This window comes from Microbacterium sp. TPD7012, from assembly GCF_003075395.1.
In the GTDB taxonomy this organism is placed as follows: Bacteria; Actinomycetota; Actinomycetes; order Actinomycetales; family Microbacteriaceae; genus Microbacterium.
Genome location: NZ_QDFV01000011.1, coordinates 18,545 through 31,768, shown reverse-complemented (window position 1 = coordinate 31,768; position 13,224 = coordinate 18,545). Strand labels below are relative to the sequence as shown.

Annotated in this window: 14 protein-coding genes; 7 read left to right on the top strand and 7 right to left on the bottom strand. The window is 67.2% G+C overall.

The window, feature by feature from the left end:
- Positions 1–81: 81 nt before the first annotated feature.
- From DC434_RS19465 to DC434_RS19450, 4 genes are read right to left on the bottom strand one after another with little or no spacing between them, the layout of a single operon-like run.
- A complete protein-coding gene (locus DC434_RS19465; RefSeq protein ID WP_116636976.1) occupies positions 82–1,242 on the bottom strand; it encodes an acyl-CoA dehydrogenase family protein in 1,161 nt (386 codons plus the stop codon).
- On the bottom strand, positions 1,239–1,997 hold the full coding sequence (locus tag DC434_RS19460) for an alpha/beta hydrolase (RefSeq protein ID WP_116636975.1): 759 nt from the start codon (positions 1,995–1,997) through the stop codon (positions 1,239–1,241). Before DC434_RS19460 ends, DC434_RS19465 begins: the two co-directional genes overlap by 4 nt.
- A gap of 52 nt (positions 1,998–2,049) precedes the next feature.
- On the bottom strand, positions 2,050–2,964 hold the full coding sequence (locus DC434_RS19455; RefSeq protein ID WP_116636974.1) for a sugar kinase: 915 nt from the start codon (positions 2,962–2,964) through the stop codon (positions 2,050–2,052).
- The gene (locus DC434_RS19450) at positions 2,961–4,169 is read right to left on the bottom strand and encodes an MFS transporter (RefSeq protein ID WP_165808135.1); all 1,209 of its coding nucleotides are present in this window, start codon (positions 4,167–4,169) and stop codon (positions 2,961–2,963) included. The genes DC434_RS19455 and DC434_RS19450 overlap by 4 nt, the downstream gene beginning before the upstream one ends.
- Positions 4,170–4,560: 391 nt before the next feature.
- Here DC434_RS19450 and nrdH point away from each other — a divergent pair, with 391 nt between their 5' ends.
- From nrdH to DC434_RS19420, 6 genes are all read left to right on the top strand, one after another.
- Positions 4,561–4,794: a glutaredoxin-like protein NrdH gene (gene nrdH / locus DC434_RS19445; protein WP_116636972.1), complete on the top strand. Its 234-nt coding sequence runs from the start codon at positions 4,561–4,563 to the stop codon at positions 4,792–4,794.
- Positions 4,795–4,818: 24 nt separating this feature from the next.
- Positions 4,819–5,283, top strand: a complete 465-nt coding sequence (nrdI, locus tag DC434_RS19440; RefSeq protein WP_116636971.1) for a class Ib ribonucleoside-diphosphate reductase assembly flavoprotein NrdI — start codon at positions 4,819–4,821, stop codon at positions 5,281–5,283.
- A complete protein-coding gene (nrdE, locus tag DC434_RS19435) occupies positions 5,280–7,424 on the top strand; it encodes a class 1b ribonucleoside-diphosphate reductase subunit alpha (RefSeq protein WP_116636970.1) in 2,145 nt (714 codons plus the stop codon). Before nrdI ends, nrdE begins: the two co-directional genes overlap by 4 nt.
- A 48-nt stretch (positions 7,425–7,472) precedes the next feature.
- On the top strand, positions 7,473–8,453 hold the full coding sequence (gene nrdF / locus DC434_RS19430) for a class 1b ribonucleoside-diphosphate reductase subunit beta (protein WP_116636969.1): 981 nt from the start codon (positions 7,473–7,475) through the stop codon (positions 8,451–8,453).
- A 500-nt stretch (positions 8,454–8,953) separates the two neighbouring features.
- Entirely contained in the window at positions 8,954–10,192 is a 1,239-nt protein-coding gene (gene tyrS / locus DC434_RS19425) for a tyrosine--tRNA ligase (protein WP_116636968.1), read from the top strand.
- Positions 10,193–10,214: 22 nt separating this feature from the next.
- Positions 10,215–11,222, top strand: coding sequence for a hypothetical protein (locus tag DC434_RS19420; protein WP_133192840.1), 1,008 nt, complete (start codon positions 10,215–10,217; stop codon positions 11,220–11,222).
- A 22-nt stretch (positions 11,223–11,244) separates the two neighbouring features.
- Here DC434_RS19420 and DC434_RS19415 read toward each other — a convergent pair whose 3' ends face one another.
- Positions 11,245–11,856 (bottom strand): NAD(P)H-dependent oxidoreductase, encoded by a 612-nt coding sequence (locus DC434_RS19415; RefSeq protein WP_116636966.1) that lies wholly within the window; start codon positions 11,854–11,856, stop codon positions 11,245–11,247.
- Positions 11,857–11,950: 94 nt separating this feature from the next.
- Between DC434_RS19415 and DC434_RS19410 the strand changes: the two genes are divergently transcribed.
- Positions 11,951–12,157 carry a hypothetical protein gene (locus DC434_RS19410; protein ID WP_116636965.1) on the top strand — a complete coding sequence of 69 codons (207 nt, stop codon included), beginning with the start codon at positions 11,951–11,953 and terminating at the stop codon, positions 12,155–12,157.
- A gap of 12 nt (positions 12,158–12,169) precedes the next feature.
- On the opposite strand, the gene DC434_RS19405 is transcribed toward DC434_RS19410, so the two are convergent.
- Positions 12,170–12,772 (bottom strand): GNAT family protein, encoded by a 603-nt coding sequence (locus tag DC434_RS19405; RefSeq protein WP_116636964.1) that lies wholly within the window; start codon positions 12,770–12,772, stop codon positions 12,170–12,172.
- Positions 12,773–12,780: 8 nt separating this feature from the next.
- On the bottom strand, positions 12,781–13,218 hold the full coding sequence (locus tag DC434_RS19400; protein WP_116636963.1) for an ImmA/IrrE family metallo-endopeptidase: 438 nt from the start codon (positions 13,216–13,218) through the stop codon (positions 12,781–12,783).
- Between the last annotated feature and the right edge of the window lie 6 nt (positions 13,219–13,224).

The following is a 13,224-nucleotide window of genomic DNA, read 5'->3' as shown; positions in this document are numbered from 1 at the left end:
TCTTCGCACTCGGCGGCGCGCTCGGCAACCGATTCCGCGGCCGCAGGTGAAGCTGGGGCGCGATATCGGCAGGATGTCGCCTCAGTCCTCCAGAGGACCGAGCCACGCGCTCGCCGCGGTGGCGTGGGCGGATTCCGGGTCGGAGGGGTGGAAGGCGCCGGCCAGGACATCGCGGTAGAGGCGGGACAGCTCGTTGGCGGAGAAGTACGAGCCGCCACCGCCGACGAGCATGGCCTGGTCGACGACCCGCTTGGCCATCGTGATGGCCCGGTGCTTCACACCGGAGAGGAGGGAGAACCAGCGGGCGCCGTTGTCGACGCGGTCGTCGACATCTCGGGCGAGGGCGGCGATCTGCGGCGGCAGGGCGTCGTAGTCGAGAGCCATGTCCGCGATCCGCCAGCGGATGTCGGGGTCCTGGCTGTACGCGGCGCCGGTCTTCTTGGAGCGGCGCTTCCCGGCGGCGAGCACGGCGAGCTCGAGCGCCCGTCGTGCGATGCCCGTGTACACCGAGGCGAGGAGGATCTCGAACACCGAGAAGATGCCGAAGACGATCGGGTCGGGGGTGGGGCCGGGGTCGATCCGGCGCACCACGTGCACGGCATCCGCCGTCGCCCCGTTCAGGCGTGTGGTCCTGCTCTGCGTCGCGCGCATGCCGAGCGTGTCCCAGTCGTCGCTCGTCGCGACGGCGTCCGTCCGCTCCACGAAGGCGAAGACGAGCTGGGGGGCATCGGGGCTGGTCGTGTCCAGGCCGTGCAGGCCCAGCCGCGTCCAGACCGGGGCGAGCGAGGTGAAGATCTTCGTTCCCGTGAAGGCGTAGCCGCCGCTGCCGTCGGGCACGGCGGCGGTGTCGCTGCCGAAGAGGACGAGGTCGTTGCCGCCCTCGCTGATGCCGAAGGCGAAGACCTCGCCGGCCACGGCGCCGTCCTGCACGAACTCGAGCCCCGGCACACCGCGGTCGGAGAACACCTTGGCGACACCGGTCCAGACGAGGTGCATGTTGATCGCGAGCGCCGTTGCGGGAGCTGCCCCGGCGAGCCGCTGCTGCAGGACCGCGGCCTGGGCGAGCGAGAGCCCGGCACCGCCGCGCTCGGCGGGGACCAGGATCGAGAGGTACCCGGCCGCGCGCAGCTCGTCGAGATCCTGCTGCGGGAAGGTGTTGTCGCGATCATGGATCGGCGCGCGTTCGCGGATCCGCTCGAGCAGGTCGTCGGGGAGGTACGCGGCGGGGTCGAAGTCGCTCATGACAGGGCCTCCAGGAGCTGGCGGATCGATTCCTCGGGCTTGTCGCGGTGCAGGGAGTGGCCGGCGCCCTCGACGACCGACATCGTGAACCGGGGATTGGCGGCGAGCACCTCGGCGGCCAGGTCGCCGGTGAAGATGCTGTAGACAGCAGGATCGGCGGCGATCACGTGCGTGGGGACGGTCACCCGCTCCGCCTGCTCCCGCACATCCCACGGCTGGTTCTGTGCGCTGGTCTGCTCCACGGCCCATGCGCTCGCGCGCAGCACAGCGTCGACCTTCAGCTCGTGATCCTGCGGATGCCAGTGCGGATGCTCCTGCTGCACGACCTCGATCCGGGTGTCGGCGAAGGCGCGCTCCTGGCTCCGGCGCACGATCGACGCGTCGCGTCCGTCGACATGGATCGCCGGGTCGATGAGGACGAGGCGCCGGGTCCACTCCGGATCGGATGCCGCGGCCACCGTGCTGGCGGCCCCACCCAGCGAGTGGCCGATGACCGCATCCCACGAGCCGCCGTCATCGGGCAGCGTCGCGGCGAGGTCGGCGCCGTACGCCGCGACCGAGTAGTCGAGTGACCGGGGCGCGTCGCCGTGACCGCGCAGGTCGACGGCCGTCGTGTGCCATCCGGCCGCGGCCAGCGCATCGCCGAGACGCCACATCAGGGCACCGGAGGAACCGAGACCGTGCACGAGAAGGGCACGGCGAGAGGCCGAAGGAGAGCCCCAGGCGATGCGGGGGAGACGGAGCGGTGCAGACATGGTCCCAGCCTAGAACCGCGGGGTGCGGGCGGCGCCGGGCGCGCAGCGCCGATCAGTCGACCGGGGGCATATCCGCGTGGGTCACCAGCACGCGCGCGGCCGCGGCGTGCCCCGCCGAGAGACGCTCGTGCAGCGGCCGCTCCTCGAGCGTGGCCGCGAGGAATCCGGAGGCGAACGCGTCGCCGGCGCCGACCGGTTCGACCACGTCGACGCGCGGTGCGGGCACGAAGACCGGCTCGTCGTCTCCCGCGAAGGCGGTCGCTCCGACATCCCCGTCCTTCACGACGAGCAGCGGGCAGTTCGGAAGGAAGGCGCGGATCTCATCGGGCGTGACCGTTCCCCAGATCCGCTCGGCCTCATCGCGTCCGACGAAGGTGATGTCGGCGGCATCCGCGAGGCGGGCAAGGGTCGCGGCGGCATGCTCGCGGGACCAGAGAGGGCGTCGGTCGTTCACGTCGAACGACACGGCCGCACCCGCGGTGCGGGCGTCGACGAAGAGCTGATCGACCATGCGCAGGCACGTGTCGGACAGTGCCGGGGTGATGCCGGTCGTGTGCACGATGCGGACGCCCGCGAGGTGTGCGGTCGACAGGAAGCCCGGCTCCATCGCGGAGGCTGCGGAGCCTCGCCGGTAGTAGTAGACCGACGAGCCGTCGGCGCCGGGGTCCTTGAACATCACGCCGGTCGGCGCATCCGTGTCGCGCTCCACCCAGAGCTCGACGCCCCGCCTGCTCAGCTCCGACGCGATGCGGTCGCCGAGCGGATCGTCGCCGAGCCGGGACGCCCATGCCGCTCGATGACCGGATAACGCGAGGCCGGCCGTCACGTTCGACTCCGCTCCCGCGAGTCCGATGGTCGCGGTCTCCGCCGTGGTCAGCGCGGCGCCGACCGGCGTGATCAGGGCCATCGTCTCGCCGACGCAGACGATCTCGGGGGCGGGGGACGACGGGGTGAGGGGGATGCTCATGAAGGGGTGACCGCCAGGGGTTCGGTGTCGGGATGAGGGCTCGCGTCGCGGTGACGCAGGTCGGGGAAGGAGCGCACGAAGACGACGGCGACGAGGAGGCCGACAGCGGCGAACAGGGTCGCGGCGAAGTACGCGCCGCGCCAGTCGCCGAGGTCGACGAGGAATCCGGCGACGGCGGAGCCCGCGGCGGCTCCGATGAGCTGGCCGGTGCCCGCCCAGCCGAACGCCTCGGCGGTCTCGGAGAACTTGACGCTGGCCGAGGTGATCGCGAACAGGACGGCGAGAGCCGGGGCGATGCCGATGCCTGCGAGCACGAGGGTGCCGCCGAGCCAGAACACGTTGAGCATGACCATCGTCAGCGCGAGACCGACCGTGACGATCAGCAGCCGCCGGGCCATGGCCCAGGGGCCGATCGGGATGTGTCCGAACGCGAGGCCGCCGACGAGGCTGCCGACGGAGAACACTGCGAGGACGAGTCCGGCCGTCAGGCTGCCGTGCTCGAACGTCGCGACGACGCCGACCTCGACAGCGGCGCAGGCGCCGATCAGGAGGAAGCCGATCACGGTGGCGAGCAGGACGGGCGGCTTGAGCACGACCTTGCCCAGCGCGTTGCGGCTGCGGGGGATCCGGACGCGTCCTACCTCGGGGGAGAGGATGAACCACGCGCCCCCGCCGACGAGGATGATCGCGACGAGCAGCAGTCCTTCCACGGTTCCGATCTGCGTGGAGACGAGCGTGATGACGACCGGTGCGAGGATCCAGATGATCTCCTGCAGGGAGGCGTCGAGGGAGAACAGCGGCGTCAGCTGCGAGGAGTTGACGAGCTTGGGATAGATCGTGCGCACGGCGGCCTGGATCGGCGGTGTCGACAGGCCCGCGATCATGCCCAGGATCATGTAGCCGGGCACGTTCAGGGGCAGCAGCGCCAGTCCGAGCACGGCGACGACGCAGACGCTGAGGGTCAGCGTGATCACGCGGCGCATCCCCCACACGCCCATCCATCGGCTCGTGATGGGGCCGGCGACGGCCTGTCCCACGCTGGTCGCGGCGAGGACGAGTCCGGCCGCGCCGTAGGAGCCGGTCTGCTGCTCGACGTGCAGCAGGATCGCGAGCGACGACATCCCGTTGGGGAAGCGTGCGGTCAACTGTGCGGCGATCATGCGCGCCACTCCCGGCGTGCGAAGAAGATCCCGGTATCCCGCCACCAGACAACGGTACCGGGCGCCGACGATCGGCGTCGAAGCGACGACCCGTGCGACACGCCGACGACACGCCGAAAGGCGAATTCCACAAGCAATCCGATGTCGGAGGCCCCGCGTAGCGTGCCACCTGTGGATGGATCTCTCACAGGTGGCTCCCAGCCCCGGATTCTCGGGCTTCGCGGCCCTCTCCGACGAGGGGCCGCCTGTGGAAGAAACGGTGGAGAACCTGTGTTGTAACAGGGGAGAGCGGTGGAAAACTACACGGATGTAACTACTACCCCTTGTGGTCGCCCCCAATGTCGGCACCCATATGTAGTATTGAACTCCCGGCGGGGGGTCTGCCGGAAAAAGTCGCCTGATGAGAAGCAGGCCAGAGATTTGAGGGGTCAGAAAGATGTCGATCACGGTCTACACCAAGCCTTCCTGCGTTCAGTGCAACGCGACGTACCGGGCGCTGGACGCCAAGGGCATCGAGTACGAGATCCACGACCTCTCCCAGGACCCGACGGCCCTCGAGCAGGTCAAGGCGCTCGGCTACATGCAGGCGCCCGTCGTCGTCACCGACGAGGACCACTGGTCGGGCTTCCGTCCCGACAAGATCGCCGAGCTCGCGACCCGTCTGGCCTGACCGACTGCCCCTGAGGAGGGAACTATGAGCGCCGCCGTCGCAACCGCTGCGCCGCTCCTGGTCTACTTCTCCAGCGTGTCCGGAAACACGGCACGCTTCATCGAGAAGCTCGGGCTCCCCGCTCGGCGCATCCCGCTCCACCGGCAGGAGGGCGACCTCGTCATCGACGAGCCCTTCGTGCTGGTCACCCCCACCTACGGCGGGGGCGAGGGGCGCGGCGTCGAACGCGGGGCCGTGCCCAAGCAGGTGATCCGGTTCCTCAACGACGAGGCCAACCGGCGTCACATCCGCGGAGTCATCTCCGCGGGCAACACCAACTTCGGCGACTCCTTCTGTCTCGCCGGCGACATCATCAGCCGCAAGTGTCACGTGCCCCACTTGTACCGGCTCGAAATATTCGGCACACAGGACGATGTTGATCGCGTGAGCGACGGATTGGAACGACGGTGGGAATTGCAGTCGAAGAGCACGCAGAGCGTGACGCAGTGACCGAGACGGTGGCATTCAAGGCCAACCCGTCCTACGAGGGGCTCGACTATCACGCGCTGAACGCGATGCTGAACCTCTACGACGCGAACGGCAAGATCCAGTTCGACGCCGACAAGCGCGCCGCGCGGGAGTACTTCCTGCAGCACGTGAACCAGAACACCGTGTTCTTCCACTCGCTCAAGGAGCGTCTGGACTACCTCGTGGAGAAGGAGTACTACGAGGGCTCGGTCATCGAGAAGTACTCGTTCGACTTCATCCAGAAGCTCAACGACCTGGCCTACTCGAAGAAGTTCCGGTTCGAGACGTTCCTGGGCGCGTTCAAGTACTACACCAGCTACACGCTCAAGACGTTCGACGGCAAGCGCTACCTCGAGCGCTTCGAGGACCGCGTCGTGATGACGGCCCTCGGCCTGGCCGACGGCGACGAGAAGCTCGCGGTGAACCTCGTCGAGGAGATCATCTCCGGGCGCTTCCAGCCGGCGACGCCGACCTTCCTCAACGCCGGCAAGGCGCAGCGCGGCGAGCTCGTCAGCTGCTTCCTGCTGCGCATCGAAGACAACATGGAGTCGATCGCCCGCGGCATCAACTCCGCCCTGCAGCTCTCGAAGCGCGGCGGCGGCGTGGCCCTGCTCCTGTCGAACATCCGCGAGTCGGGTGCGCCGATCAAGCAGATCGAGAACCAGTCGTCGGGCATCATCCCCGTGATGAAGCTCCTCGAGGACAGCTTCAGCTACGCGAACCAGCTGGGTGCGCGTCAGGGTGCCGGCGCGGTGTACCTCAACGCCCACCACCCCGACATCATGCGCTTCCTCGACACCAAGCGCGAGAACGCCGACGAGAAGATCCGCATCAAGACGCTGTCGCTCGGTGTCGTCGTTCCCGACATCACGTTCGAGCTGGCGAAGAACGACGAGGACATGTACCTGTTCTCGCCGTATGACGTCGAGAAGGTCTACGGGGTTCCGTTCGGCGACATCTCCGTGACCGAGAAGTACCGCGAGATGGTCGACGACCCGCGCATCAAGAAGACGAAGATCAATGCGCGCGAGTTCTTCCAGACCGTCGCCGAGATCCAGTTCGAGTCGGGCTACCCGTACGTCATGTTCGAAGACACGGTGAACAAGGCCAACCCGATCAAGGGCCGCATCAACATGTCGAACCTCTGCAGCGAGATCCTGCAGGTGAACACGCCGACGACGTATAACGACGACCTGTCGTACGACAACATCGGCAAGGACATCTCCTGCAACCTCGGCTCGATGAACATCGCCCTGTCGATGGATGCCGACGACCTCGGCCAGACGGTGGAGACGGCCATCCGCGCCCTCACCGCGGTCAGCGACCAGAGCCACATCGGCTCGGTGCGCTCGATCGAGGACGGCAACGACCGCTCGCACGCCATCGGGCTCGGTCAGATGAACCTGCACGGCTACCTCGCTCGCGAGCACGTGTACTACGGCTCCGAAGAGGGCATCGACTTCACGAACATCTACTTCTACACGGTGCTGTTCCACGCGCTGCGGGCGTCCAACAACCTCGCGATCGAGCGCGGCACGACCTTCGACGGCTTCGAGGACTCGACCTACGCGTCGGGTGCGTTCTTCGACAAGTACATCGAGCGCGCCTGGGTGCCCGAGACGGAGAAGGTCAAGGAGCTCTTCGCGGGCAAGCACATCCCCACGCAGGAGGACTGGGCGGCGCTGAAGGCCTCCATCCAGGAGCACGGCATCTACAACCAGAACCTGCAGGCGGTGCCGCCGACCGGCTCGATCTCGTACATCAACAACTCGACGTCGTCGATCCACCCGATCGCGTCGAAGATCGAGATCCGCAAGGAAGGCAAGCTCGGTCGCGTGTACTACCCGGCGGCGTTCATGACGAACGACAACCTGGAGTACTACCAGGACGCGTACGAGATCGGCTACGAGAAGGTCATCGACACGTACGCCGCGGCGACGCAGCACGTCGACCAGGGCCTGTCGCTGACGCTGTTCTTCAAGGACACCGCGACCACGCGCGACATCAACAAGGCGCAGATCTACGCATGGCGCAAGGGCATCAAGACGATCTACTACATCCGTCTGCGTCAGATGGCACTCGAGGGCACCGACATGGCCGAGTGCGTCTCGTGCATGCTCTGAGGCGTTTCGTCTCGCTTCGCTCGCTCAACGACCGATCCTAGGAAAATCATGACTCCCTCCTCACCGCTCAAGCTGGTCGACCACGTGCAGGCGATCAACTGGAACCGCATCCAGGACGATAAGGACGTCGAGGTGTGGAACCGCCTCGTCAACAACTTCTGGCTGCCCGAGAAGATCCCGCTGTCCAACGACATCCAGTCGTGGAACACGCTGACCGCCGACGAGCAGCTGCTCACGATGCGCGTCTTCACGGGGCTCACCCTGCTCGACACCGTGCAGGCCACGGTCGGTGCGGTCTCGCTGATCCCCGATGCGATCACCCCGCACGAGGAGGCCGTCTACACGAACATCGCGTTCATGGAGTCGGTGCACGCGAAGAGCTACTCCTCGATCTTCTCGACGCTCGCGTCGACGAAGGAGATCGATGAGGCCTTCCGCTGGTCGGTGGAGAACCCGAACCTGCAGAAGAAGGCGCAGATCGTCACCGAGTACTACCGCGGTGACGATCCCCTCAAGCGCAAGATCGCCTCGACCCTGCTGGAGAGCTTCCTGTTCTACTCGGGCTTCTACCTGCCGATGCACTGGTCGAGCCGAGCGAAGCTCACCAACACCGCCGACCTCATCCGCCTCATCATCCGTGACGAGGCCGTGCACGGGTACTACATCGGCTACAAGTTCCAGAAGGGCCTCGAGACGGTCGACCAGACCAAGCGGGACGAGCTGAAGGACTACACCTTCTCGCTGCTGTACGAGCTCTACGACAACGAGGTGCAGTACACGCAGGACCTCTACGACGGCGTCGGTCTCACCGAGGACGTCAAGAAGTTCCTGCACTACAACGCCAACAAGGCGCTGATGAACCTCGGCTACGAGGCGATGTTCCCGTCGAGCGTGACGAACGTGAACCCGGCGATCCTGTCGGCGCTCTCGCCCAACGCCGACGAGAACCACGACTTCTTCAGCGGGTCGGGCTCCTCGTACGTCATCGGCAAGGCAGAGGCCACGGAAGACGACGACTGGGACTTCTGAGAGTCACCCGTCGGCGAGGGAGTCGCTGACGAATCACAGGCCCCTGGTGGCCGCTTCCCAGGAGCGGTTCACCAGGGGCCTTTTGTGCCACCCACCTCTCCGACACGGAGTGCCGGGTGCCGGCGCATCCTGTCGCGAGGGTGCACCGGCACCGTGGGGGAACCGCGAACGGGGGAGCGTTGCGCGATTCACCTGTAAAGAGTGCGGAATCCCCGCAGAGTGACGAACGCTCACACATCCTGCAGGGAAGCGCCGTCAGAGGCCCGGATCTGAGGAATCTCGCAGGTTCGGGTCTCTTCTGCTCTATCCTTGTGCGCATGGTGATCGGTGTGGTGTATCTCGACGGCTCTGGAGTGAGCCGTCGGCGCATGCATCGCTGATCCCAGATACTCGGCACACCCCAGAGCCCAAAGGTGAGGACGATCCGTCCTCACCTTTTTACGTTCATCGCGAGCGGGGTCTGCTGGGAGTTCTCGCTCGCACAATCGAGGGAGAACTCCATGACCACGCCTGACCAGGTGCTCGACCATCTGAGTCGCACGACCGAGCAGATCTTCGGCCGGGACGATCTGCACGACCGGCTCTCGTCGGGGAAGCCCCTGCGGGTCAAGTTCGGCGTCGACTGCACCGCGCCCGACCTGCACCTCGGTCACGCTGTCAACCTCTGGATGATGCGGTACCTGCAGGACCTCGGTCACGTCGTCGTCTTCCTCCTCGGCGACACGACGACCCGCGTCGGCGACCCGACCGGGCGTAGCAGTACGCGTCCGGTGCTCACGGCGGAACAGATCGAACGGAACGCTCAGGCGTTCCTCGATCAGGTGAGCCTGGTGCTGAGGAACGAGCCGGACGTGCTCGAGATCCGTCGCAACTCGGAGTGGTTCGACGCCATGCCGATCACCGACCTGCTCGGCGAGCTGAGCCTGGTGACCCACAGCCAGCTGATGGGCCGGGACATGTTCCAGAAGCGTGTCGAGGAGCGTCGCGAGATCGCGATGCACGAGTTGATCTACCCGCTGCTCCAAGGCTTCGACAGCGTGGCCTTGCAGTCGGACCTGACGATCGTCGGCTCGGATCAGCTCTTCAACGAGAACATGGGGCGCGAACTGCAGGCGAAGCACGGTCAGCGGCCGCAGACCGTCATCACGAGCACCATCACCCCGGGCCTCGACGGAGGGCCGAAGCAGTCGAAGTCATTGGGCAACTACGTCGGGCTCGCGCAGGCCGCGGACGACAAGTTCGGACGCCTGATGACCTTGAACGACGATCTCATCGGAGTCTGGGCGAAGGTCTACACCGAGCTGCCGATCGCCGCCGTCGATGAGCTCGCGCGACGGGCGGGCCTCGGCGGCATCGATGCTCGCGACGCCAAGCTGGACCTGGCCGAGGCGATCGTCGCGCGCCACCATGGCGCCTCGCAGGCCGCGCGCGTGAGGCGCGACTTCCTCGAGGTGTTCTCTGAGCGCGCAGTTCCCGACGGGATGCCGCGACTCGAGGTGCCCTCGCACGCGACGGTTCTACAGCTCGTGACCGCTGCGCGCCCTGAGCTCACCCGGTCGGAGGCACGCAGACTCATCGCGGATGGCGGCGTTCGCGTCAACGGCGTGAAGCGGCTCGACGGTGACGATGCTGCGTCCCCCGGCGAGCAGGACGTGCTCCAGGCAGGGCGGCGGCGCTGGTTCAGGATCCATGTGCACGACGGCGGATCAGCGCACCGACCGGATGCCGCAGGTCGGTGACGAGGATCCTAGGATGGCTCCGATGAGCGAGCCGACCACCGACGCCGCGGTGCGCGCGACCGTGGGGCGCAAGCTCATCCGCAACCCGATGCTCTGGGGAGCGCTGCTGCTGCTCGGTGCGATCGCCGCGACGATCGCCGGCGACGACCTGAGCATCTTCCCGATGTTGTTGATGCTCGTCGGCGGATGGTGCTTCGGCTTCGCATTCGTGAACGCGACCCTGCGCATGACGCCGTCCCGCAACGGTGCGTACCTGCACATCGGCGTCGCCGTCGTCCTCGGCGCGATCATGACGTTCGTGGTCGAGTTCGGGAGCGAGCTGCTCGCGTCCCTCCCGGAGTCGGTGCGCGCCGTCGCGGTCGTGCTGCAGATCGCCGCGATCCCGGCGACGGGCTGGATCTGGCTCGGACTGCTCAGCCGCGTCACCGACGCGTTGACGCGACGCGACCGGAGGAAACATCCTCTGCCCACGACCGTCGAGTGGGAGCGCGAGGAGAGCGGCGACGGGTCGAGCGTGCGCATCAACGGCATCCCGCTCCGGATGAAGGTCCTCACGGGCGCGATCGTCGGAATCGTGATCGTCTTCGGACTCTTCGGCACGCTGTTGCTGATCGCCTTCGACGACATCGTCATGCGACTGGGGCCGCGACTCCTGATCATCCTGGTGGGGGTCGTGATCGCCCTGCCGGTGTACCTGGCGTTGACCGCGGTGCTGCGGCGGCGAACGGTCGCCTGCGTCATCGCCTTCGGCAACGACGAGCTCCGCGTGCGAGTGGGGGATGAGGATCACGTCGTCGCGTTCCGTGACCTCGAGTTCCTGCTGTGGCGGACCCGAAGCGACTACGCGCGGATCGAGGTGCGCGGGGCCGGCGTCGATCTGTCTGTGTTCGCCGGACTCGCGAAGCCTCCGGCCGGTCGCACGGCCGAACTCCCCGTCCTACCGCGACGCGTCTTCCGTCGCCTGGAGCTCGCGGGGATGAGCGTGGAGCGCGCGCGCCGCGGCGAGGTGATCACGTTCACGCGTCCGTGAGCCTTGTGCGACGACCTGGGCCTCAGGTGCTCGGATACTCCCGCTCTCGCAGCACCCGTGCGAGATGCGCCGCATTCCGAGCCGCTGTCGCCGTCGCGGCGGCCACCTTCTCAGGCACGTCGTCCAGATCCTTGTAGTCGACGGTCTGCATGGCCTCGCCGTTCCAGTAGACGGACGACTGCGACGGGATCGTGTACCCGACGTCGTTCAGCGACTGGAAGAGGATCGCGGCGATGTGGTGTGCGCCGTCTTCGTTGCCGACGATCCCGGCGATGGCGACCTTGTCGAGCAGCGTGAGCCGACCGCGGGCATCGGTCTCGGAGAGCTCCGCGTCGAGCCTCTCGAGCACGCGCTGAGCGACGCTCGAGTGCTGTCCCATCCAGGTCGGCGTGACGAAGACCAGGATGTCGGCGTCGAGGATCTGGCGGCGCAAGCCGGGCCACGCATCGTTCCCGCCCATGTCCTTCTCGACGCCGGGGCTGATCACGTGGTCGACAGCACGGATGACCTCGCCGGTGACACCGTGCCCCGCCAGGGCCGCGAGGATCTGCGACGCGAGCAGGTCCGAGCTCGAATCGCCGGGGGAGGGCTTCAGCGTGCAGGAGATGGCGACAGCCGTCAGCGGAGCGTTCATGGGGAGAGAGAACCACGGCCCTCCGCCCCGACCCAAGGGGGTTTCGTCCGCCCGTCCGGTACGCTAGAAGGCGGCCGCTACGACAGGAGATCCCGTGATCCTCAGCTTCATCTTCTTCATGATCCTCTTCCTCGGAGGCATCTGGCTGATGGGTCTCGCGCAGTCGCTTCCCGTGGAGTACGCGGCCTACGTCTTCGTCGCCGGTCTCCTGATCGTGAGCCTGTCGCTCGCGTTCATGATGCGCCAGCGCGGCTCCGCGACCCGCCGCAAGGACAACTGGTCGGGCAGCCCGACCGAGTGATCGTCGGCGCGCTCAGCGCCGTCGCGCGAGTCGCGCCTCGAGGTTGGCCTTCACCGCCGGCCATTCCGGCTCGATGATCGAGAACTCGACGCTGTCGCGCAGCGCGCCGTTGCGGTAGCGGCTCATGGCTCGCATCACGCCGTCCTGCTTCGCGCCGAGCCGCTCGATGGCCGCGCGCGACTGGAAGTTCACCCACTGCGTCGTCAGGCCGACCCGGAAGACCCCGAGCGTCTCGAAGGCGTGCCGCAGCAGCAGGAGCTTGGACTCCGCGTTCGTGCCCGTGCCGTGCGCCGACGGACGGTTCCAGGTGTATCCGATGTGCAGACGCGGCACATCGGCGACGATGTCGTAGAACGAGGTCAGACCGAGGACGCGCCCGGAGGCGTCGAACGCGGTGAACGGCAGCATCTCGCCCGTGTCGATCAGGCCGATGCGGCGGTCGACCTCGGCGGCGACGCCGTCGGGAGCCGGCACCGACGTGTACCAGGCGGTCTTCCACAGGTCGCCCTCCTCGACGGCCTCCACGAGGCCAGCGACGTGAGAGCGATCGAGCGGACGGAGCTCGACGAGCTCACCGGTCAGGGTGACGGGGGCGGGGGTGACGAGGAAAGCCATGAGGATATTCAATCAGCGCACGCAGGCTGAGCAGAGCCTCCCGCCGCGCTGAACCCGAGCGTCGCATCCGTTCCCTTTCGCCGGAGCAGGCGCTGATACGCGACGACGATCTCTACCGTCACCCCGAGCTCGAACGCGAGGCTCGCCAGGTGCGGTCCGCGCAGGTGCTCGGCCTCCGCGTATGCGCGGGGCGTGATGAGGCGAGCGGCCGCCCATTCGTCAGCCTGCCGTTCCTGCCTCTCGCGAATCGTCGCGGACCTGGTCGGCTCGTGCCCGAGCAGGGCGTGGGCGAGCTCGTGCGCGAGCACGCTGACTGCCGTGCGAGCGGTCATGCCGGGGGCGAGCCGGATGGTACCGGATGCCGGCTCGAAACCGCCGCAGGTGGCTCCGGACCGCTCGACGATGCGCAGGCCATGCTCCTCGGCGAGGCGGAGGAGCTGATGCATGAGGTT

Excerpts from the sequence above, each read along its gene's own strand:
- DC434_RS19465 (WP_116636976.1), bottom strand. The coding sequence starts at position 1,242 with ATGAGCGACTTCGACCCCGCCGCGTACCTCCCCGACGACCTGCTCGAG.
- DC434_RS19460 (WP_116636975.1), bottom strand. The coding sequence starts at position 1,997 with ATGTCTGCACCGCTCCGTCTCCCCCGCATCGCCTGGGGCTCTCCTTCG.
- DC434_RS19455 (WP_116636974.1), bottom strand. The coding sequence starts at position 2,964 with ATGAGCATCCCCCTCACCCCGTCGTCCCCCGCCCCCGAGATCGTCTGC.
- nrdH (WP_116636972.1), top strand. The coding sequence starts at position 4,561 with ATGTCGATCACGGTCTACACCAAGCCTTCCTGCGTTCAGTGCAACGCG.
- nrdI (WP_116636971.1), top strand. The coding sequence starts at position 4,819 with ATGAGCGCCGCCGTCGCAACCGCTGCGCCGCTCCTGGTCTACTTCTCC.
- nrdF (WP_116636969.1), top strand. The coding sequence starts at position 7,473 with ATGACTCCCTCCTCACCGCTCAAGCTGGTCGACCACGTGCAGGCGATC.
- tyrS (WP_116636968.1), top strand. The coding sequence starts at position 8,954 with ATGACCACGCCTGACCAGGTGCTCGACCATCTGAGTCGCACGACCGAG.
- DC434_RS19420 (WP_133192840.1), top strand. The coding sequence starts at position 10,215 with ATGAGCGAGCCGACCACCGACGCCGCGGTGCGCGCGACCGTGGGGCGC.
- DC434_RS19415 (WP_116636966.1), bottom strand. The coding sequence starts at position 11,856 with ATGAACGCTCCGCTGACGGCTGTCGCCATCTCCTGCACGCTGAAGCCC.
- DC434_RS19405 (WP_116636964.1), bottom strand. The coding sequence starts at position 12,772 with ATGGCTTTCCTCGTCACCCCCGCCCCCGTCACCCTGACCGGTGAGCTC.
- DC434_RS19400 (WP_116636963.1), bottom strand. The coding sequence starts at position 13,218 with ATGCATCAGCTCCTCCGCCTCGCCGAGGAGCATGGCCTGCGCATCGTC.